23 protein-coding genes are annotated in these 19,766 nt (G+C 60.6%); 13 read left to right on the top strand and 10 right to left on the bottom strand.

The window, feature by feature from the left end:
• Positions 1 to 40 precede the first annotated feature (40 nt).
• The 3 genes from ACOYXG_RS27650 to trpB form a co-directional block, all read right to left on the bottom strand.
• Positions 41 to 481 carry an anti-virulence regulator CigR family protein gene (locus ACOYXG_RS27650; RefSeq protein ID WP_027610197.1) on the bottom strand — a complete coding sequence of 147 codons (441 nt, stop codon included), beginning with the start codon at positions 479 to 481 and terminating at the stop codon, positions 41 to 43.
• Between the two features lie 121 nt (positions 482 to 602).
• Entirely contained in the window at positions 603 to 1,415 is an 813-nt protein-coding gene (gene trpA, locus ACOYXG_RS27645) for a tryptophan synthase subunit alpha (RefSeq protein WP_096797304.1), read from the bottom strand.
• Positions 1,415 to 2,647: a tryptophan synthase subunit beta gene (gene trpB / locus ACOYXG_RS27640; RefSeq protein WP_041074734.1), complete on the bottom strand. Its 1,233-nt coding sequence runs from the start codon at positions 2,645 to 2,647 to the stop codon at positions 1,415 to 1,417. The genes trpA and trpB overlap by 1 nt, the downstream gene beginning before the upstream one ends.
• A 114-nt stretch (positions 2,648 to 2,761) precedes the next feature.
• Here trpB and ACOYXG_RS27635 point away from each other — a divergent pair, with 114 nt between their 5' ends.
• Positions 2,762 to 3,679, top strand: a complete 918-nt coding sequence (locus tag ACOYXG_RS27635; RefSeq protein WP_096797305.1) for a LysR family transcriptional regulator — start codon at positions 2,762 to 2,764, stop codon at positions 3,677 to 3,679.
• Here ACOYXG_RS27635 and ACOYXG_RS27630 read toward each other — a convergent pair.
• Positions 3,652 to 3,978: an ElaB/YgaM/YqjD family protein gene (locus ACOYXG_RS27630; protein ID WP_003220391.1), complete on the bottom strand. Its 327-nt coding sequence runs from the start codon at positions 3,976 to 3,978 to the stop codon at positions 3,652 to 3,654. The genes ACOYXG_RS27635 and ACOYXG_RS27630 overlap by 28 nt on opposite strands.
• 157 nt (positions 3,979 to 4,135) lie before the next feature.
• Between ACOYXG_RS27630 and ACOYXG_RS27625 the strand changes: the two genes are divergently transcribed.
• Complete coding sequence (locus ACOYXG_RS27625; RefSeq protein ID WP_027610201.1) at positions 4,136 to 4,351, top strand: dodecin; 216 nt, start codon at positions 4,136 to 4,138, stop codon at positions 4,349 to 4,351.
• Between the two features lie 124 nt (positions 4,352 to 4,475).
• Positions 4,476 to 4,697, top strand: a complete 222-nt coding sequence (locus ACOYXG_RS27620) for a DUF1161 domain-containing protein (RefSeq protein WP_115988512.1) — start codon at positions 4,476 to 4,478, stop codon at positions 4,695 to 4,697.
• A gap of 171 nt (positions 4,698 to 4,868) precedes the next feature.
• Here the strand turns inward: ACOYXG_RS27620 and ACOYXG_RS27615 are convergent, their stop codons facing one another.
• Entirely contained in the window at positions 4,869 to 5,870 is a 1,002-nt protein-coding gene (locus tag ACOYXG_RS27615) for an LLM class flavin-dependent oxidoreductase (RefSeq protein WP_027610203.1), read from the bottom strand.
• A gap of 241 nt (positions 5,871 to 6,111) precedes the next feature.
• Between ACOYXG_RS27615 and ACOYXG_RS27610 the strand changes: the two genes are divergently transcribed.
• Both ACOYXG_RS27610 and ACOYXG_RS27605 read left to right on the top strand, forming a co-directional pair.
• Complete coding sequence (locus tag ACOYXG_RS27610; protein WP_007962818.1) at positions 6,112 to 6,543, top strand: OsmC family protein; 432 nt, start codon at positions 6,112 to 6,114, stop codon at positions 6,541 to 6,543.
• Between the two features lie 214 nt (positions 6,544 to 6,757).
• Positions 6,758 to 6,997: a DUF1161 domain-containing protein gene (locus tag ACOYXG_RS27605; RefSeq protein WP_027610205.1), complete on the top strand. Its 240-nt coding sequence runs from the start codon at positions 6,758 to 6,760 to the stop codon at positions 6,995 to 6,997.
• An 8-nt stretch (positions 6,998 to 7,005) separates the two neighbouring features.
• Here ACOYXG_RS27605 and ACOYXG_RS27600 read toward each other — a convergent pair whose 3' ends face one another.
• Both ACOYXG_RS27600 and ACOYXG_RS27595 read right to left on the bottom strand, forming a co-directional pair.
• On the bottom strand, positions 7,006 to 7,425 hold the full coding sequence (locus tag ACOYXG_RS27600; RefSeq protein WP_285373499.1) for a PA0061/PA0062 family lipoprotein: 420 nt from the start codon (positions 7,423 to 7,425) through the stop codon (positions 7,006 to 7,008).
• 40 nt (positions 7,426 to 7,465) lie between these two features.
• A complete protein-coding gene (locus ACOYXG_RS27595) occupies positions 7,466 to 7,888 on the bottom strand; it encodes a PA0061/PA0062 family lipoprotein (protein WP_096797306.1) in 423 nt (140 codons plus the stop codon).
• 58 nt (positions 7,889 to 7,946) lie between these two features.
• On the opposite strand from ACOYXG_RS27595, the gene ACOYXG_RS27590 reads away from it, so the two are divergent.
• Complete coding sequence (locus ACOYXG_RS27590) at positions 7,947 to 9,023, top strand: aminopeptidase (protein WP_460355140.1); 1,077 nt, start codon at positions 7,947 to 7,949, stop codon at positions 9,021 to 9,023.
• Between the two features lie 109 nt (positions 9,024 to 9,132).
• Here ACOYXG_RS27590 and ACOYXG_RS27585 read toward each other — a convergent pair whose 3' ends face one another.
• A complete protein-coding gene (locus ACOYXG_RS27585) occupies positions 9,133 to 9,783 on the bottom strand; it encodes an HAD family hydrolase (RefSeq protein ID WP_041074751.1) in 651 nt (216 codons plus the stop codon).
• A 28-nt stretch (positions 9,784 to 9,811) separates the two neighbouring features.
• Positions 9,812 to 10,357, bottom strand: coding sequence for a gamma carbonic anhydrase family protein (locus tag ACOYXG_RS27580; RefSeq protein WP_097090190.1), 546 nt, complete (start codon positions 10,355 to 10,357; stop codon positions 9,812 to 9,814).
• Positions 10,358 to 10,419: 62 nt separating this feature from the next.
• Here ACOYXG_RS27580 and prlC point away from each other — a divergent pair, with 62 nt between their 5' ends.
• Together prlC and ACOYXG_RS27570 are read left to right on the top strand one after the other, a co-directional pair.
• Positions 10,420 to 12,498 carry an oligopeptidase A gene (gene prlC / locus ACOYXG_RS27575; protein WP_460355136.1) on the top strand — a complete coding sequence of 693 codons (2,079 nt, stop codon included), beginning with the start codon at positions 10,420 to 10,422 and terminating at the stop codon, positions 12,496 to 12,498.
• Positions 12,495 to 12,779 (top strand): YheV family putative zinc ribbon protein, encoded by a 285-nt coding sequence (locus ACOYXG_RS27570; RefSeq protein WP_007962808.1) that lies wholly within the window; start codon positions 12,495 to 12,497, stop codon positions 12,777 to 12,779. The genes prlC and ACOYXG_RS27570 overlap by 4 nt, the downstream gene beginning before the upstream one ends.
• A gap of 45 nt (positions 12,780 to 12,824) precedes the next feature.
• Here ACOYXG_RS27570 and ACOYXG_RS27565 read toward each other — a convergent pair whose 3' ends face one another.
• A complete protein-coding gene (locus ACOYXG_RS27565) occupies positions 12,825 to 13,469 on the bottom strand; it encodes a dual specificity protein phosphatase family protein (RefSeq protein ID WP_460355133.1) in 645 nt (214 codons plus the stop codon).
• Between the two features lie 311 nt (positions 13,470 to 13,780).
• On the opposite strand from ACOYXG_RS27565, the gene ACOYXG_RS27560 reads away from it, so the two are divergent.
• The 5 genes from ACOYXG_RS27560 to ACOYXG_RS27540 all read left to right on the top strand — a co-directional run bounded on the left by ACOYXG_RS27560 (position 13,781) and on the right by ACOYXG_RS27540 (position 19,731).
• Positions 13,781 to 14,527, top strand: a complete 747-nt coding sequence (locus ACOYXG_RS27560; protein ID WP_414888640.1) for a gluconate 2-dehydrogenase subunit 3 family protein — start codon at positions 13,781 to 13,783, stop codon at positions 14,525 to 14,527.
• 2 nt (positions 14,528 to 14,529) lie between these two features.
• The gene (locus tag ACOYXG_RS27555; protein WP_460355130.1) at positions 14,530 to 16,314 is read left to right on the top strand and encodes a GMC family oxidoreductase; all 1,785 of its coding nucleotides are present in this window, start codon (positions 14,530 to 14,532) and stop codon (positions 16,312 to 16,314) included.
• A 12-nt stretch (positions 16,315 to 16,326) separates the two neighbouring features.
• Positions 16,327 to 17,628: a c-type cytochrome gene (locus tag ACOYXG_RS27550; protein WP_460355128.1), complete on the top strand. Its 1,302-nt coding sequence runs from the start codon at positions 16,327 to 16,329 to the stop codon at positions 17,626 to 17,628.
• A 74-nt stretch (positions 17,629 to 17,702) separates the two neighbouring features.
• Complete coding sequence (locus tag ACOYXG_RS27545; RefSeq protein ID WP_096797311.1) at positions 17,703 to 18,761, top strand: PA0069 family radical SAM protein; 1,059 nt, start codon at positions 17,703 to 17,705, stop codon at positions 18,759 to 18,761.
• Between the two features lie 238 nt (positions 18,762 to 18,999).
• Positions 19,000 to 19,731: a carbonic anhydrase gene (locus ACOYXG_RS27540; RefSeq protein WP_098966495.1), complete on the top strand. Its 732-nt coding sequence runs from the start codon at positions 19,000 to 19,002 to the stop codon at positions 19,729 to 19,731.
• Positions 19,732 to 19,766: the final 35 nt, after the last annotated feature.

Below are 19,766 nucleotides of genomic sequence, written 5' to 3'. Positions count from 1 at the left end.
AACGGGAGCAAGCTCCCTCGCCACAGATGATCGTGCCAAATCAGTACAAAACACCATCCAGAATTTCGTAAACGATCCCGGTACCCACCGCGATCAGCACGATATCGCCCCCGGCGCGGCGCCACTCATAACCCGGATAAACCGGCAGACGACTCAGCGCCCGACCGTCCAGCCGCTCGCCGTAATACCCGTGCGGTAACGGCCGGCCGCGTTCCAGATGGATTCCCGGAGGTGGCGGTGCGCCGCGCACGAAGTAGCCGTGATTGTCGCGAATGGTCTGGCGTACCGGGCCGAAGTCGTGTGGCGGGCCGCCACGGTGGTCGTTCTGCGGGCCACGGTGATCGTCACCACGGTTATCGTAGTGGCCCTGCTGCGGGCCGCCGTGGTCATGATCATCGCGTGGATCGGCGCTGGCCAGCAGCGGCGTCGCGCTGAGCATCAGCACGCCCAGTCCGGCAATCAGACGTTTCGGCATTTTCATCAAGTCTTCCTCACTGCACCAACAGCAAAAAGGGATTCAGAACGTGGTTCTGAATCCCTCGGTCTTGCTCAATTAGGCCGTGATGTGAGGCGCTAATTCCTCTGTATCAGGAACTTTACCTTCAGCTGACGCGGGCCTGACGCACGCCCTCGGACAGCGCCTTGCACAGACCCAGCACGCCATCGACAGCCTGGGCCGGCGTGGTCGCATTGGCGATGTGATCGATCAGTGCCGAACCCACCACCACCCCGTCCGCCAAACGAGCGATGGACGCCGCCTGCTCCGGAGTCCGGATACCGAAACCGATGCTGATCGGCAGGTCAGTGTGGCGACGCAAACGGGTGACCGCCTCTTCGACGTGTTCCAGAGTCGCCGCACCGGCACCGGTCACACCGGCCACCGACACGTAGTAAACGAAGCCCGAGCTGCCATTGAGCACTTTCGGCAGACGCGCATCATCAGTGGTCGGGGTGGTCAGGCGGATGAAGTCCAGACCTGCAGCCTGTGCCGGGTCGCACAGTTCATTATTGTGCTCTGGCGGCATGTCGACCACGATCAGACCGTCGACGCCCGCTTCCTTGGCATCAGCGATAAAACGCCCAACGCCATACATGTGAATCGGGTTGAAGTAGCCCATCAGCACCAGCGGCGTGTCGCTGTTGCCTTCGCGGAACTCGCGAACCATTTGCAGGGTTTTCGCCAGATTCTGCTTGGCGCCCAAGGCACGGATGTTCGCCAGTTGAATCGCCGGACCATCAGCCATCGGGTCGGTGAACGGCATGCCCAACTCGATCACGTCGGCGCCAGCGCCGGGCAAACCTTTGAGGATCGCCAGCGAAGTGTCGTAGTCCGGATCACCGGCGGTGACGAAGGTCACCAGCGCGGCGCGATTCTGTTGCTTGAGGTCGGCAAAACGGGTTTGCAGGCGGCTCATCAGTGTTTCTCCTGCTTGGACTGTTCCATATGGTGCATGACGGTCTGCATGTCTTTGTCGCCACGGCCGGAGAGGTTGACCACCATCAGGTGATCCTTCGGCAGTTTCGGTGCGCGTTTGAACACTTCAGCCAACGCATGGGCGCTTTCCAGCGCCGGGATGATGCCTTCGAGGCGGCAGCACTGGTGGAACGCAGCGAGGGCTTCGTCGTCGGTGACCGAGGTGTACTGGACGCGGCCGATGTCATGCAACCAGGCGTGCTCAGGGCCGATGCCGGGATAGTCGAGGCCGGCGGAAATCGAGTGGGCGTCGATGATCTGGCCATCGTCGTCCTGCAGCAGGAAGGTACGGTTGCCGTGCAGCACACCCGGTACGCCGCCATTGAGGCTCGCCGCGTGCTTGCCGGTTTCGATGCCGTAACCGGCCGCTTCGACGCCGATGATCTCGACGCTCTGGTCGTCAAGGAACGGGTGGAACAAGCCCATGGCGTTGGAACCGCCACCGATGCACGCCACCAGGCTGTCCGGCAGACGACCTTCCTGAGCTTGCAGCTGCTCGCGGGTCTCCTTGCCGATCACCGCCTGGAAGTCGCGCACCATGGCTGGGTACGGGTGCGGGCCGGCCACGGTGCCGATCAGGTAGAAGGTGCTGTCGACGTTTGTCACCCAGTCACGCAGCGCTTCGTTCATCGCGTCTTTCAGGGTGCCGGTGCCGGCCACCACCGGAATCACTTCGGCGCCCAGCAGCTTCATGCGGAACACGTTGGCCTGCTGACGTTCGATGTCCGTGGTGCCCATGTAGATCACGCAGTCCAGACCGAAACGTGCGGCCACGGTGGCAGTCGCAACGCCGTGCATGCCGGCACCGGTCTCGGCGATGATGCGTTTCTTGCCCATGCGCCGCGCCAGCAGGATCTGGCCGATGCAATTGTTGATCTTGTGCGCGCCGGTGTGGTTCAGCTCTTCGCGTTTGAGGTAGATCTTCGCGCCGCCGCAGAACTCGGTCAGACGCTCGGCGAAGTACAGCGGGCTCGGACGACCGACATAGTCACGCTGGAAGTAGGCCAGCTCTTCCTTGAACGCCGGATCTTCCTTGGCCGCTTCGTATTCGCGGGCCAGATCGAGGATCAACGGCATCAGGGTTTCCGCCACGTAGCGGCCGCCGAACGCGCCGAACAGGCCGTTATCGTCAGGGCCGCTGCGCAGGTTGGAGGTGTTCGAAGTCTGGGTCATGATGTGCTCCAGGTGAATTCGGGTGAGAAGACAATGGCGTCCACTCTACCCCTGACCTTCCAGGCTGAAAACCGATAAGATCGCCACAACCTGTCAGGAAAACTCACAGATACCATGAGCCACGACCTTCCCCCGTTGAACGCCTTGCGCGCGTTCGAAGCCACAGCCCGGCTGAACAGCGTCAGCCAGGCGGCCGAACAGCTGCACGTCACTCATGGTGCAGTCAGCCGTCAGCTCAAAGTGCTCGAAGAGCATCTGGGCGTGAGCCTGTTCGTCAAGGATGGTCGCGGCTTGAAACTCACAGATGCCGGTGTTCGTTTGCGAGATGCCAGCGGTGAGGCCTTTGATCGGTTGCGCAGTGTGTGTGCCGAGCTGACGCAAAACACCGCTGATGCGCCGTTCGTGCTCGGCTGCTCCGGCAGTCTGTTGGCGCGCTGGTTCATCCCACGCCTGGGGCGGCTCAACGCCGATCTGCCGGACTTGCGTCTGCACTTGTCAGCCGGTGAAGGTGATCTCGACCCGCGGCGCCCTGGACTCGATGCGTTGCTGTTGTTCGCCGAGCCGCCATGGCCGGCAGACATGCAGGTCTACGAACTGGCCGCAGAACGCATCGGCCCGGTGATGAGCCCGCTGTTCAGTGGCTACCAACGCCTGCAAGCGGCGCCGGCGTCAGCCTTGCTCAGCGAGCCGCTGCTGCACACCACATCGCGCCCGCAAGCCTGGCCGAGTTGGGCACAGCAAAATCACCTCGACGCCAAGGCGTTGAAGTTGGGGCAAGGTTTTGAGCATTTGTATTATCTGCTGGAAGCCGCAGTGGCCGGACTCGGCGTGGCAATCGCGCCAGAGCCGCTGGTGGCCGAAGACTTGAAGGCCGGTCGCCTGGTTGCGCCGTGGGGCTTTTGCGAAACCCCGGCGCAACTGGCGTTGTGGCTACCCAAGCGCGCCGCAGACGGGCGCGCCCGGCAACTGGCGCAATGGCTCAAGAATGAGCTGCGCCAGACGGATCACTCGCCGCGCTTGAACAGCAAATAAGCAGCCAGCAGACCAATTGCACCGACCGCCACACCGGCGGTGGTCCAAGGGTGTTCCTGAGCGTAATCGCGGGTGGCGATGCCGGTCTCGCGGGTTTTCACTTTAACTTCTTCATAGGCATCGCTGAGCAGGCTGCGCGAATGTTTCAGCGCGCTTTCAGCGTTGCTCTTGAGCGCCTTGAGGGTCTTGCGCGACTCGTCGGACGCGTCGTCCTTCAGGCTTTCCAACGATTTGAGCAGACTCTCGATCTCGGCTTCCATGCTTTGCAACGAGGCTTTACGTAAAGAGGTGTTGGCCATGGTGGCTCTCCTGCATTGGTGATGAGTGGCGTGTGTTGGTTGGGACTTCAGCGGTTTGAGAAAGTGCAGAAAATCTGAACTTCGCTTGCATTGAGCCGCCGAAATCAACAGTGCAGATTCACTGCTAGTCTCAAATCCACACATCCAGGAGATCGCCATGAGTGACCATCACACGTACAAGAAAGTCGAGCTGGTCGGCTCGTCCACCAGCAGCATCGAAGACGCCATCAACAATGCGCTGGCTGAAGCGAACAAGAGCATCAAACATCTGGAATGGTTTGAAGTGGTCGAGACCCGTGGCCACATCAAGGACGGCAAGGCTGCGCATTTCCAGGTCACACTCAAAGTCGGCTTCCGGATTGCCAGCAGCTGAGTTTGGGCTACGCTTCTGAACTTGCGCGCTGGCCGAGTGCCATAGGAATGGCAAAGCGCTACAAGGTGAGTGCATCGGGAGACCTGATGCCCACCTCTTTTAATCCGACCAGGGAGTGCGACCGATGAAGAAGTTCATATTGGCAGTAGGTTTGTTGAGCCTTGCGGGTGGCGCGTTTGCTGCTGGCAAGCCTTGTGAAGAGCTGAAAGGCGAGATTGCAGCGAAGCTGGATGCCAAGGGCGTTTCAGGGTATTCGCTGGAGGTTGTCGACAAGGGAGCCAATGGCGGAAAAGTTGTGGGCACCTGTGAAGGCGGCACCAAGGAAATCGTCTACAAACGCGGGTGATCGCGATTGAAATGCAAAAGCCGACGCGAAGGCGTCGGCTTTTTTGTGGGCCACTGGTTCCCAATGTGGGAGCGGGCTTGCTCGCGAAAGCGTTATGTCAGCCGACCTCCAGGGTGTCTGACACTCCGTCTTCGCGAGCAAGCCCGCTCCCACAGAAGCCGTATTCCAGAGTCAGCCCTTCATGACTTGGGCCAGCAATTCATAGGAGTGCAGACGATCGGCATGCTCATACAGATCGCAGGTGAAGATCAGCTCATCGGCCTGGGTCTGCTCGACCAGCACCTCCAGCTTCGCACGGATCTTCTGCGGGCTGCCGACCATCGCCAGGCCGAGGAAATCTCCCACCGCCTCGCGCTCATGGGGCAGCCACAGGCCGTCCATGGTTTTCACCGGCGGACGCTGCACCAGACTCTGCCCACGCATCAGCGCGAGAATTCGCTGGTACACCGAGGTCGCCAGGTAGTCGGCCTGCTCATCGGTATCGGCCGCCACCAACGGCACCCCGAGCATCACGTACGGTTTATCGAGCACTGCCGACGGCTTAAAGTGGTTGCGGTAGACGCGAATCGCCTCGTGCATGAAGCGCGGGGCGAAGTGCGAGGCGAAGGCGTAGGGCAACCCGCGCTCACCGGCCAGTTGCGCACTGAACAGGCTGGAACCGAGCAACCAGATCGGCACATTGGTGCCGGTGCCGGGCATGGCGATCACCCGCTGATCCGGGGTGCGCGGGCCGAGGAAGCGCGCCAGCTCGGCGACATCTTCCGGGAAATCATCGGCACTGCCGGAGCGTTCGCGGCGCAGGGCGCGGGCGGTCATCTGGTCGGAGCCGGGCGCACGGCCCAGACCCAGATCGATGCGTCCCGGATAGAGGCTTTCGAGAGTACCGAACTGCTCGGCGATCACCAGCGGCGCATGATTGGGCAGCATCACCCCGCCGGAGCCGACGCGAATCGTCGAGGTGCCACCGGCCAGATACCCCAGCAGCACCGACGTGGCGGAGCTGGCGATGCCGTCCATGTTGTGGTGTTCGGCGACCCAGAAACGGGTGTAGCCAAGCTTCTCGACATGCTGTGCCAGATCCAGCGAGTTGCGCAGCGATTGCGCCGGGCTGCCGTTCTCGCGCACCGGCACCAGGTCGAGGGTGGAAAACTTTACGTCGGACAGTTGCTTCATAAACCTGCGTCTCCGAATGAGGAGGCAGGTTTTTCTTGCGAACGAAAACCTGCCCAATCCATAAGCGTGTTTTATGCAATGAGGGCATATACCCGAGTTTCAATAGCCGCGATGAAATTTCCTACTAAAAAAGTCAACGATTCAGCCGGGCTGAACTTTGTCCCGACGTCTATCCTCAGAAGCCTTGCAAGTAAAAACCACGACGGCGCGGCGTTCCGCGCCAGATCTTGAGGAGGCAGACATGGCTATCGTGAAGAAAGCATCCGCACATTGGGCAGGCGATCTGAAAACCGGCATCGGCTCGATCTCCACTGAAACCGGTGTCCTCAGAGAAGCCCCCTACGGCTTCAAGGCACGCTTCGAGGGCGGCAAGGGCACCAACCCGGAAGAACTGATCGGCGCGGCGCATGCCGGCTGTTTTTCCATGGCGTTCTCGATGATTCTCGGTGATGCGGGCCTGAAGGCCGAGAGCATCGACACCCAGGCTGAAGTGACCTTGGATCAGGTGGAGGGTGGCTTTGCCATCACCGCGATCAAGTTGATCCTCAAGGCGAAAATCCCGGGCGCTACTCAGGCGCAGTTCGAGGAACTGAGCAACAAGGCCAAGGAAGGGTGCCCGGTGTCCAAGGTACTGAATGCGAAGATTACCCTTGAGGCTTCGCTGGTTAGCTGAATCAGCGCTGACTGACCCACTCGCGAGCAGGCTCGCTCCCACATTGGAATGCACTTCAAATGTGGGAGCGAGCCTGCTCGCGAATGTAATCCACAAATCAGCGCAGTTATTGAAGATGTGAGCGAAGTCAGAACCTGCCCCGCAAAAATATGGTCGAATAAGTGACAGCAGCTTCAGCGCACGCCCGTGCGCGCTGCATCAGGGAGCTTCATCTATGAAACGTATTGGCTTGGCGATTCTTTGCAGTGCACTGGCCACAACGGTTCTCGCCGCACCGAAAGACTGCGAAGAATTGAAGAAAGAGATCGAAGTAAAGATCCAGGCGAATGCAGTGCCGTCTTACACACTGGAAATTGTCAGCAAGGAAGAGGCCGACAAGCACGACGTGGCGATGGTTGTCGGCACCTGCGAAAACGGCACAAAAGCGATCGTCTACCAGAAAAACGACATCTGACAGTCCGCTCAAGGCACGCAGTTGATCTGGCGTTCTTCGGCAACTATCTGCCCTTGGCGATTGATCAACCGAGCACTCGGCGTGAACGCCAGCGACCGGGCTTCAAGTCGGTAACGTTGCCCGGCTTCGAAATGATCGTAGCGCACGGTCATGTAACACAGGCGTTCCTGCGGGTCGGTGTCCAAGCCCTGGCTGCCACCGAAGATCTCGAAATCGAAGCGCACCGTCAGCTCATGACTGCCCGGCGCGACCTGGAAAAAGCGCCCGTCCCGCAGGCGCACGTTGTCCAGCCGTTCAGCCATCAGCACCTTACCGCCGGGTGTCGGCATCGAAAAGTCGACCCAGGCGTTGCCGGGATCGGCTGCCGGCATCGGGCTCTGGCAGCCAGCAAGCAGACTTGCAGCGAGCAACAACGTCAACCTGTGCATGATCAATGTCCCGTGATTTGGACATCCAGCATAATCCCGATCAGGTTTTCTGGCAGCCTGCGGGTGTGCCCTGCCCTACGACTTTGCGCTGTTCATCATAAAGCCTGGCCCATGGCCGAAAACCGATGCTGCCGGCTTGCAACTGATAGCGCTGACCGGCGTTGAAGTCCTTGAATGTCAGCTTCAACTGACAATCGCGCCACAGCGGTTCGGCGTCGGGGCCGATGTTGGTGGCTTCGACCGGAAACTGATAACGCACCTTCAACTCATGGCTGCCGGGCTGCACTTCGAAATAACGTTTGTCGACAGTTGCCTTGTCATCGACTTTCAGCGCTTGCAACGCCGTGTCCTGTTGCCGGGCATCGAGATCAATCCAGGCTTGCGAGGGGTCAGGATCGGGCATTCCGAATCCGGCACAACCGGCCAGCGTCAGCAGGCCTCCTGTCAGCAACAACATGCGCATAGCGAAGCTCCAAATGGCGGGATAGTCTTGCGGGCAGACTTTCCAAAGGATTTTTATTTTGAGCAGGCCGCTTCCAAGCCATGGGTTACTTGATCGCGTTTTTCGGATTTTGTTTCCGGGGGTGATGTTTTTGTTGCTCAACGGTTGTTCCAGCGTCAGCTATTACAGCCAGTTGGCCAGCGGTCAGTTGCAGTTGTTGCGAGCGCGTGAGCCGGTGGCCAAGGTGATTGCCGACCCAAGCCGCGATGCAACCCTGCGCACGCACCTGACCCAGTCGCAAAAGGCCCGGGACTTCGCCAGCGAACAGCTGCACCTGCCGGACAACCAGAGCTATCGGCTGTACGCCGACATCGGCCGGCCGTATGTGGTGTGGAACGTGTTCGCCACCCCGGAGTTTTCCCTTACCCCGCAGAACCATTGCTTCCCGATCGCCGGTTGCGTGGCCTATCGCGGCTACTACAGCCAGAGCGCTGCCCGGGGCGAAGCGGCGATTCAGCGCCTGCAAGGCATGGACGTGGCGATTGGCGGCGTCGAGGCCTATTCAACCCTCGGCTGGTTCAATGACCCGATCCTCAATTCGATGATGGGCTGGGGTGACGAACGCCTGGCCACGTTGATCTTTCATGAACTGGCGCATCAGCGTTTCTATGTGAAAGACGACACCGAGTTCAATGAGTCGTTTGCCACGTTTGTCGAGCAGGAAGGCACCCGCCAGTGGCGGGCGTTTCGTGGCCTGCCGCCGGACACCGATGCCAGGCTCAAGCAGCGCGATCAGTTCATCGAACTGGTGCTGGAAACGCGGTCGCGCCTGGAAAAACTCTACGCCCAGCCGCTGCCGGCCGAGCAGATGCGCGAGCGTAAAGCAGCGCAATTCGAGCGATTTCGGCGCGATTACCGGGTGACGCGCGACAGCCAGTGGGCCGGGGACAAGCGCTATGACGCGTGGGTGAATATGCCGCTGAACAATGCGCGGTTGTTGCCGTTCGGGCTGTATGACCAGTGGGTGCCGGCGTTTGCGGCGTTGTTCAGGCAGGTTGGGGGGGATTGGGTGCGGTTTTATGTTGAGGTTGAGAAGCTGGGAGATTTGCCGGTTATCGAGCGTAAGGCAGCACTCAAAGCATTGGCAGAAGCCTGATTTTTCGCGGTCTGTACTGGCCTCTTCGCGAGCAGGCTCGCTCCCACATTGAAGCGGGGTGCAACAAAAATCCCCCGTGGGAGCGAGCCTGCTCGCGAAAGCAATTTCATCAGCGCCGCAAAAACGCCTGATGCAACTCAGCCAAAGTCTCAAAGTGATAAGCCGGCGCTTCGGCACTCAACTCTTCAAAACTGCCAAACCCATAACCCACCGCCGCCGCGTCCACGCCGTTGCTGCGCGCGCCGATCAGATCATGCTTGCGGTCGCCGATCATCAGCGTATTGGCCGGATCCAGCCCTTCTTCGGCGATCAGGTGCGCAATCAGCTCGACCTTGTTGGTCCGCGTGCCATCCAGCTCACTGCCGTAGATCACCTTGAAGTGCTTGGCGAAGTCGAAGTGCCGGGCGATTTCCCGGGCGAACTCCCAAGGTTTGGAGGTCGCGATGTACAGCTGTCGCCCTTGCCCGCTGAGGGTCTCGAGCAACGGTGTGACGCCATCGAACACACGGTTTTCGTAAAGGCCGGTGACCTTGAAGCGCTCACGATAGAAATTCACCGCCTCCCAGGCCTTGGCCTCGTCGAAGCCATAAAACTGCATGAACGCCTGCAACAGCGGCGGGCCGATGAAGTGTTCGAGTTTGCTCAGGTCCGGCTCGTCGATGCCGAGTTTGCTCAAAGCGAACTGGATGGAACGGGTGATGCCCTCACGCGGGTCGGTCAGGGTGCCATCGAGGTCGAACAGTACGGTCTGGTAGTGCATGAGAAATCCTGAGCAGGTGTAGGTCGTTTCAGAGCTGGTCGTAGCCTTCGGCCAGATGCAGGTCCTTGAGCTTCACGTAGTTCGCCGCGCTGTAGGTGAAGAAGGCTTGTTCCTTGTCGGTCAGCGGGCGGATCTGCTTCACCGGGCTGCCCACGTAGAGGAAGCCACTTTGCAGGCGCTTGCCCGGCGGCACCAGGCTGCCGGCGCCGATGATCACATCGTCCTCGACCACCGCGCCGTCCATGACGATGCTGCCCATGCCGATCAGCACACGACTGCCAACGCTGCAGCCATGCAGCATGACCTTGTGGGCGATCGTCACGTCATCGCCGATCAGCAGCGGGAAACCATCCGGGTTGAACGGGCCGGCGTGGGTGATGTGCAGCACGCAGCCGTCCTGCACGCTGGTGCGCGCGCCGATACGGATGCGGTGCATGTCGCCACGGATCACGGTCAGCGGCCACACGGAGCTGTCTTCGCCGATTTCGACGTCGCCGATCACCACCGCGGAGGCGTCGACAAACGCGCCTTGACCGAGCTGCGGGGTGTGATTCTGGTACTTGCGAACGGGCACGATAAGTTCTCTCTCTGTCGCCGATAGCTGCGGTGAGTGTCGATTGTAATTAAGATGGGCGCATGTTTCTTCCAGCCAAGGTGCCAACCGTGAGCGTGAACAACCCTCTTCTGCAGTCCTACGACCTGCCGCCGTTCTCCACGATCCGTGCCGAACACGTGCTGCCAGCCATCGAAACGATCCTGGCCGACAACCGCGCCGCCATCGCCGAAATCCTCAAGACCCAGGTTCAAAACCCGACCTGGGCCGGCCTGGTACTGGCGATGGACGAACTCAACGATCGCCTCGGCGCTGCCTGGAGCCCGGTCAGCCACCTCAATGCCGTGTGCAACAGCGCCGAACTGCGCGAAGCCTACGAGTCGTGCCTGCCGGCCCTGAGCGCCTACTCCACCGAGATGGGCCAGAACCGCGAACTGTTCCAGGCCTATGAAGCGCTGGCAAACAGCCCGGAAGCCGCCGGTTTCGACGTGGCGCAAAAAACCATTCTGGAACACGCCCTGCGTGATTTCCGTCTGTCGGGTATCGACCTGCCGGAAGCCGAACAGAAGCGTTACGCCGAAGTGCAGAGCAAGCTGTCCGAGCTGGGCAGCCGTTTTTCTAACCAGTTGCTCGACGCCACGCAAGCCTGGACCAAGCACATCACCGACGAAGCCGCCCTCGCCGGCCTGACCGATTCGGCCAAGGCGCAAATGGCTGCCGCCGCGCAGGCTAAAGGTCTCGATGGCTGGCTGATCACCCTGGAATTCCCGAGCTACTACGCGGTGATGACCTACGCCCAGGACCGCAAGCTGCGCGAAGAGGTCTACGCCGCCTACTGCACCCGTGCGTCGGACCAAGGCCCGAACGCCGGGCAGAACGACAACGGCCCGGTCATGGAAGAGATCCTCGACCTGCGTCAGGAACTGGCAAAACTCTTGGGCTTCGCCAGTTTCTCCGAGCTGAGCCTGGCCACGAAAATGGCCGAGTCCAGCGATCAGGTGCTGAGCTTCCTGCGCGACCTGGCCAAACGCAGCAAGCCGTTCGCTGCGCAGGATTTACAGCAGCTGCGCGCCTACGCCGCCGAACAGGGCTGCGCCGATCTGCAAAGCTGGGACAGCGGTTTCTACGGGGAAAAACTCCGCGAGCAGCGCTACAGCGTCGCTCAGGAAACCCTGCGTGCGTACTTCCCGATCGATAAAGTTCTCAGCGGTCTGTTCGCTATCGTCCAGCGTCTGTACGGCATCGAAATCGCCGAGCTGAAAGGCTTCGACACCTGGCACCCGGACGTGCGCCTGTTCGAAATCAAGGAAAACGGCCAGCACGTCGGGCGCTTCTTCTTCGACCTCTACGCCCGCGCCAACAAGCGTGGCGGTGCGTGGATGGACGGCGCCCGCGACCGTCGTCGCACAATCGATGGCGTGTTGCAAAGCCCGGTCGCCAACCTGGTGTGCAACTTCACCCCGGCCGACAGCGGCAAGCCTGCGCTGCTGACCCACGATGAAGTGACCACCCTGTTCCACGAATTCGGTCACGGCCTGCATCACCTGCTGACCCGCGTTGATCACGCCGGTGTTTCCGGGATCAACGGCGTGGCGTGGGATGCGGTCGAGCTGCCAAGCCAGTTCATGGAAAACTGGTGCTGGGAGCCGGAAGGCCTGGCGCTGATCTCCGGTCACTACGAAACCGGCGAGCCGCTGCCACAGGACCTGCTGGAGAAAATGCTCGCGGCGAAGAACTTCCAGTCCGGGCTGATGATGGTGCGGCAGTTGGAGTTCTCGCTATTCGACTTCGAGCTGCACGCCACCCACGGTGATGGCCGCAGCGTGGCGCAAGTGCTGGAAGGCGTGCGCGACGAGGTGTCGGTGATGCGTCCACCGGCGTACAACCGCTTCCCCAACAGCTTCGCGCACATATTCGCCGGCGGTTACGCCGCGGGTTACTACAGCTACAAGTGGGCGGAAGTGCTGTCAGCCGATGCCTTCTCCAGGTTCGAAGAAGACGGCGTGCTCAACGCCGAAACCGGTCGCGCCTTCCGCGAAGCGATTCTGGCGCGCGGTGGCTCACAGGCACCGATGGTGCTGTTCGTCGACTTCCGTGGCCGTGAGCCATCGATTGACGCACTCTTGCGCCATAGCGGCCTGAGTGAGGACGCAGCAGCATGAGTGAGGCACCTGTGATTACCAAAAAGCGCTTTATCGCCGGGGCTGTCTGCCCGGCGTGCAGCGAGCCGGACAAACTGATGATGTGGAACGAGGACAGCGTGCCGCACCGTGAGTGTGTGGCCTGCGGTTACTCGGATACATTGAACGAGCAAGGGCTGTCGGTTCCCAAGGAACTGGGCACGCGGGTCAATACCAGCGCGCTCAAGCCGGCGCCGGACAAGACTGTCCAGGCCGTGCAGTTCTTCCCGAATCCGAAGCTGAAGAAAAAGTCCGAAGACTGAGCCGGCAAATAACCCTCCACGGTGCAATGCCGTGGAGGGTGCGGCTTACTTGAGGTTGACTGACTGGAACCAGCTCTTCATCGAGCAAGTGGCAAAGGCACTGGTGCTGCAGTCGCCGTTGGCCAGCGCGGTGCGCAGTTTGTCGACATCGGCTTGCATCACATAACGCACGCCATCCTTGAAATGGCCGCTTTCACCAAAACCGCCCTGCGTCATTTCGTTCAGCGCGTCTTCCTTGCTCCAGCCCTGCACCACGATCCGGTACATCGCCGCCATCAGGCCGGTGCGGTCGGAGCCATGTTTGCAATGCATCAGCACCGGGCCATTGGCTTCGGCAGCCTGAATCGCGCGCAGCGTCTTGAGCACATCGGCGTCATCGACATGGTTGGTGCGATAAGGCAGTTGCAATTGATTGATGCCCGGCTCCGACAGCCAGCTGCTGTCAGCTTCCGGCAGGAAGTTGATCACCGTCGCCACTTTCAGGTTCTTCAGCAACGGCACTGCGCCGCCATCCGGCAAGGCGCTGCGGTAGAGGGTTGGCGACATCTGGAACAGGTTGTACTGCACTTCAACCGGTTGCGCCCACTCCGGCGGACGCGATGTTGCAGCGGCGTCAGCCTGGGCCGGCATCAAGTGCAACAAGGCAACAAGCGACAAACACAAAGCAAGGAAAAGGCGCACTCGAGACATGCTGGGCTGACCGTATCGGAATTCATCAATGAAAGGCCTCGCAGCTTCCACGTCTGACGGTCAAAGCCCTGTGAGGCACTTGTCAAAGAATCGTGAATCCGTGCGATTTCATTGAGCACTCAGGTAAAAAAACCGCAGCTTTTTCCGCTGAATCGGTTCAACCCGATGCATAGCCTGCTACCATTTGTCACACGATGTTGCAGGCGTCCCCCTTTTCCCGGTCAACCACCGGGCCACGCCGCGACGAAAAAATGCTCACGCCGTTCGCAGAAACGGCGGACAACCATCAATGCCTGATGAGGTGCACCCCCATGTCTGACGCAGATCGAGACAACCCGCGGCGTGAGTTCTTGCGCAAATCCCTGACCCTGATTCCCGTGGTCACCCTCGCCGGTAGCGGTCTGGGCAGCAGCGTGTTGCAAGCGGCGCCTGAGGCGGCCCCGTCGACGCCCGCAGCAACACCGGCCAAAGCTGACGCCAGCGCTTATCAGCCGAGCTATTTCACCGCCGAGGAATGGGCCTTCATCAACGCCGCCGTGGCGCACCTGATCCCCAACGACGAGCAAGGCCCGGGTGCCGTGGAAGCCGGCGTGCCGGAATACATCGACCGCCAGATGAACACCCCGTACGCCGCCGGTGCCCTTTGGTACATGCAAGGCCCGTTCAACGCCGACGCTGCGCCGGAGATGGGCTGGCAGAGCAAACTGGTGCCAAAAGAGATCTATCGCTTGGGCATCGCTGCCACGGATCAGTGGGCAAAATCCCTCAACGGTAAAACATTTGCTGAGCAAGACAGCGCTACCCGAGAAGATTTGCTCAAGCAGCTCGAAGCCGGCAAACCGCAGTTCGATGCGGTTCCAGCGAAGATTTTCTTCAGCCTGCTGCTGCAAAACACCAAGGAAGGGTTCTTCTGCGACCCGATCCACGGTGGCAATAAAGGCATGGTCGGCTGGACCATGATCGGCTTTCCCGGCGCCCGCGCCGATTTCATGGATTGGGTAGAACGCAACGAGCAATACCCCTTCCCGGCAGTGTCGATTCGCGGCGAGAGGGCTTGAGCATGGCAACCGTAATGAAAAAGGTCGACGCCGTGATCGTCGGTTTTGGCTGGACTGGCGCGATCATGGCCAAGGAGCTGACCGAGGCCGGGCTCAACGTGCTGGCGCTGGAGCGCGGGCCGATGCAGGACACCTACCCCGACGGCAACTATCCACAGGTGATCGACGAACTCACCTACAGCGTGCGCAAAAAACTCTTTCAGGACATCTCGAAAGAAACCGTCACCATCCGCCACAGCGTCAACGACATCGCCCTGCCGAATCGCCAGCTGGGTGCGTTCCTGCCGGGCAATGGAGTGGGCGGCGCCGGTCTGCACTGGTCGGGCGTGCACTTTCGCGTCGATCCGATCGAACTGCGTATGCGCAGCCACTACGAAGAGCGTTACGGCAAGAGCTTCATCCCCAAGGACATGACCATCCAGGACTTCGGCGTCAGCTATGAAGAGCTGGAGCCGTTCTTCGATTTCGCCGAAAAGGTCTTCGGCACCTCCGGCCAGGCCTGGACCGTGAAGGGCCAACTGGTCGGTCAGGGCAAGGGCGGTAACCCTTACGCACCGGATCGCTCCAATCCGTTCCCGCTGGAAGCGCAGAAGAACACCGTTTCCGCACAACTGTTCGGCAAAGCGGCGACAGAGGTCGGTTACAAACCCTACAACCTGCCCTCCGCGAATACCTCAGGCCCGTACACCAATCCCTACGGCGCACAGATGGGCCCGTGCAACTTCTGCGGGTTCTGCAGCGGTTACGTTTGCTACATGTACTCCAAGGCCTCTCCGAACGTGAACATTCTGCCGGCGCTCAAGCCACTGCCGAATTTCGAGCTGCGGCCCAACTCGCATGTGCTGCGGGTCAACCTCGACAGCACCAAGTCCAAGGCCACCGGCGTGACGTACATCGACGGCCAGGGCCGCGAGATCGAGCAGCCGGCGGATCTGGTGATCCTCGGCGCCTTCCAGCTGCACAACGTGCGCCTGATGCTGCTCTCGGGCATCGGCAAACCGTACGACCCGATCAGCGGCGAAGGCGTGGTCGGGCGTAATTTCGCCTACCAGAACATGGCGACCATCAAGGCGTTCTTCGACAAGGACACCCACACCAACAACTTCATCGGCGCCGGCGGCAACGGCGTGGCGCTGGACGATTTCAACGCCGACAACTTCGATCACGGCCCGCACGGCTTCGTCGGCGGCTCGCCAATGTGGGTCAACCAGGCGGGCAGCCGGCCGATTGCCGGCACCTCAAACCCACCCGGCACTCCGGCCTGGGGCAGCCAATGGAAACGCGCGACCGCCGATTACTACACCCACCAGGTGTCGATGGATGCCCACGGCGCGCATCAGTCCTACCGTGGCAACTACCTCGATCTGGATCCGGTGTACCGCGATGCCTACGGCTTGCCGCTGCTGCGCATGACCTTCGACTGGCAGGAAAACGACATCAAGATGAACCGCTTCATGGTCGAGAAAATGGGCAAGGTCGCTCAAGCCATGGGCCCGAAAGCCATCGCGGTGATCGGCAAGCAGGTCGGTGATCATTTCAACACTGCGGCCTACCAGACCACCCACCTCAACGGTGGCGCAATCATGGGCACCGATCCGAAGAGGAGCGCCCTGAACCGTTATCTGCAGAGCTGGGACGTGCACAACGTGTTCGTGCCAGGTGCGTCGGCGTTTCCGCAAGGCTTGGGTTACAACCCGACCGGGCTGGTGGCGGCGTTGACCTACTGGTCGGCCAAGGCGATCCGCGAGCAGTACCTGAAAAACCCCGGCCCACTGGTTCAGGCATAAGGAGCGATGACCATGAAAAATCTCGTTATCGCCACCCTGGCGCTGCTCGGCAGCGCGGCTGTACACGCCGCCGACGTTGATCAGGCGTTGATCAAACAAGGCGAATACCTCGCCCGCGCCGGTGACTGCGTGGCCTGCCACACCGCCAAGGGCGGCAAACCGTTCGCCGGCGGCCTGCCGATGGAAACACCGATCGGCACGATCTACTCGACCAACATCACTCCAGACAAAAACGGCATCGGTGACTACAGCTTCGAGGACTTCGACAAAGCGGTGCGCCATGGCGTGGCGAAAAACGGCAGTACCTTGTACCCGGCAATGCCGTATCCGTCCTACGCCCGTGTCAGCGAAACCGACATGCAGGCGCTGTACGCCTACTTCATGCACGGTGTCGAACCGGTGGCGCAGGAGAACAAGGCCAGCGACATTCCATGGCCGCTGAGCATGCGCTGGCCGCTGATGGGCTGGCGCTGGCTGTTTGCGCCGAAAGTCGAGGACTACAAGACCACCTCGGATGATCCGGTGATCGATCGCGGCGCCTATCTGGTCGAAGGCCTCGGCCATTGCGGCGCCTGCCATACGCCACGGGCGCTGACCATGCAGGAAAAATCCCTGAGCGCGGCGGACGGCAACAACTTCCTCGCCGGCAGTGCGCCGCTGGAAGGCTGGATCGCCAAAAGTCTGCGCGGTGATCACAAGGATGGCCTGGGCAGCTGGAGCGAAGAGCAGCTGGTGCAGTACCTCAAGACCGGCCGCAGCGACCGCAGTGCAGTGTTCGGCGGCATGAGCGATGTGGTCACCCACAGCATGCAATACATGACCGATGCCGACCTCACTGCGATCGCCCGCTACCTCAAGTCGCTGCCCGCAACTGATCCGAACGATCAGCCGCATCAGTACGATGAGAAAGCGGCCAAAGCCCTGTGGAACGGCGACGACAGTCAGCGCGGCGCAGCGGTGTACATCGACAACTGCGCGGCCTGCCACCGTACCGACGGCCATGGCTACACCCGGGTGTTCCCGGCGCTGGCGGGCAATCCGGTGCTGCAATCGGAAGACCCGACCTCGCTGATCCACATCGTGCTCAAGGGCGGTACCTTGCCGGCGACGCACACGGCACCCTCGACCTTCACCATGCCGGGTTTCGCCTGGCGGTTGTCGGATCAGGAAGTGGCGGATGTGGTGAGTTTCATCCGTGGCAGCTGGGGCAACAAAGGTGCGCCGGTGAAAGCCGCTGACGTCGCCGAGTTGCGTAAGGAGGATATGAAGCACACCTCCGGCGATGACCTCGGTCAGGTCACGCAACACAACTGACCAGTCGCCCGACGGCACTAGCCAGATGAGCAACGCCCAGATACTGTATATGCACACAGTATCTGGGCGTTTTCATGTCTACTCCATTGCCACCGCGCGGCCGCGGCACCGCGACCAACCCGCACAACCGCTTTGCGCCGAACCGTTCGGTGGCCGAGGACGACGGCTGGTATCAGGAAGTGCCCGAAACGCAGAACACCGAGGTGATGATCGAGACCGCGAAAACCATCATCACCCGCAACACCTCGCCAGACCTGCCCTTCGATCGCTCAATCAACCCCTATCGCGGCTGCGAGCACGGTTGCATCTATTGCTACGCGCGACCCAGCCACGCCTATTGGGACATGTCGCCGGGGCTGGATTTCGAAACTCGGCTGATCGCCAAGACCAACGCCGCCCAGGTGCTTGAGGAACAGTTGAGCAAACGCGGTTACCAATGCGCGCCGATCAATCTTGGCTCCAACACCGATCCGTATCAGCCCATCGAGCGCGAGCACAGGATCACCCGGCAGACCCTTGAAGTGCTGCTGCGCTACCGGCACCCGGTGACCATTGTCACCAAAGGTTCGCTGATTCTGCGCGACCTCGACCTGCTCACCGAGCTGGCGCAGCAACGGCTTGTGGCGGTGATGATCAGCCTGACCACGCTGGACGATGAACTCAAACGCATCCTCGAACCCCGTGCCGCTGCCCCGAAAGCACGGCTGCGGGCGATCCGGGTGATGCGCGAAGCAGGCATTCCGGTGGGGGTGCTGTGTTCGCCGATGATCCCGATGATCAACGACAGCGAAATCGAAAGCCTGCTGACCGAGGCACATGCCGCCGGTGCACAAAGTGCCGCCTATATGATGCTGCGCCTGCCGCTGGAAGTGGCGCCGTTGTTCGAGGAGTGGTTACAGGCGCACTATCCGCAGCGTGCGACCCATGTCCTGAGCCTGATCCGCCAGAGCCGAGGCGGTGAGCTCTACGACAGCCGGTTCGGTGCGCGGATGCGCGGCGAGGGGCCGTTCGCCGACCTGCTCGCGCAACGTTTCGCCAAAGCCATTAAACGTCTCGGTTTAAACCACCGTGAGGGCTATAACCTGGACTGCACGGCCTTCTGTCCGCCGGGTCGCCAGATGTCGTTGATTTAGCGACAATTAGCCTATGGTTGCCGGGTTGGAATCCTTCCGTCGAAATACCTCAGTCACGTTTTTTGTGACCTGGAACACACGTTCTAGAGCGCTCGATTCAGTTTGAGTTAAGTTTCGGCGGCTACCTTGTTCATCGAGTGACTGACGGGTCGGGATGGCCCGGATGTTTTAAACAGCCACTGGCTTCATACCGGAATACACGGGAACGACTCCCCGAATCCGCCAAAGAGGATGAATCATGAGTGACAAGGATAAACAGCCGTTGGCTGCGTCGGCGCAAGCCGTCCCTGGGGCGGAATCCGCCGATGCAGCGTTGCGTACGATCGTTGACGGCTTTTTGCATTTTCATCATGAGGTCTTCCCACAGCAGGAAGAACTCTTCAAGAAACTCGCCACGGCGCAATCGCCACGGGCGATGTTCATCACCTGCGCCGACTCGCGCATCGTGCCCGAGCTGATCACCCAGAGTTCGCCAGGCGATCTGTTCGTGACCCGTAACGTCGGCAACGTTGTACCGCCTTACGGCCAGATGAACGGTGGCGTTTCCACTGCCATCGAATACGCGGTACTGGCGTTGGGCGTGCAACACATCATCATCTGCGGCCACTCCGATTGCGGTGCCATGCGCGCAGTGCTCAACCCGGACAGCCTGGAAAAAATGCCGACGGTCAAAGCCTGGTTGCGCCACGCCGAAGTGGCAAAAACCATGGTGCACGAAAACTGTAATTGCACCGACGAAAAAGAAAGCATGCCGATCCTCACCGAGGAGAACGTCATCGCCCAACTGCAGCACTTGCGTACCCATCCTTCGGTAGCCTCACGCATGGCGAACGGTCAACTGTTCATCCATGGCTGGGTCTACAACATCGAAACCAGCGAAATCAAGGCTTACGACGCGGATCAGGGACGCTTCCTGCCGCTCGACGGCAGCCATCCGATTCCGGTGGCGACGCCCAAAGCGCGCTTCTAAATCCTCCTAAAAATCTGTGTGGTTTGATGCCGGCC

The organism is Pseudomonas sp. G3-39, from assembly GCF_054790485.1.
Note: the sequence above shows the minus strand (reverse complement) of the source record. Positions and strands in the feature narration are given on the sequence as shown.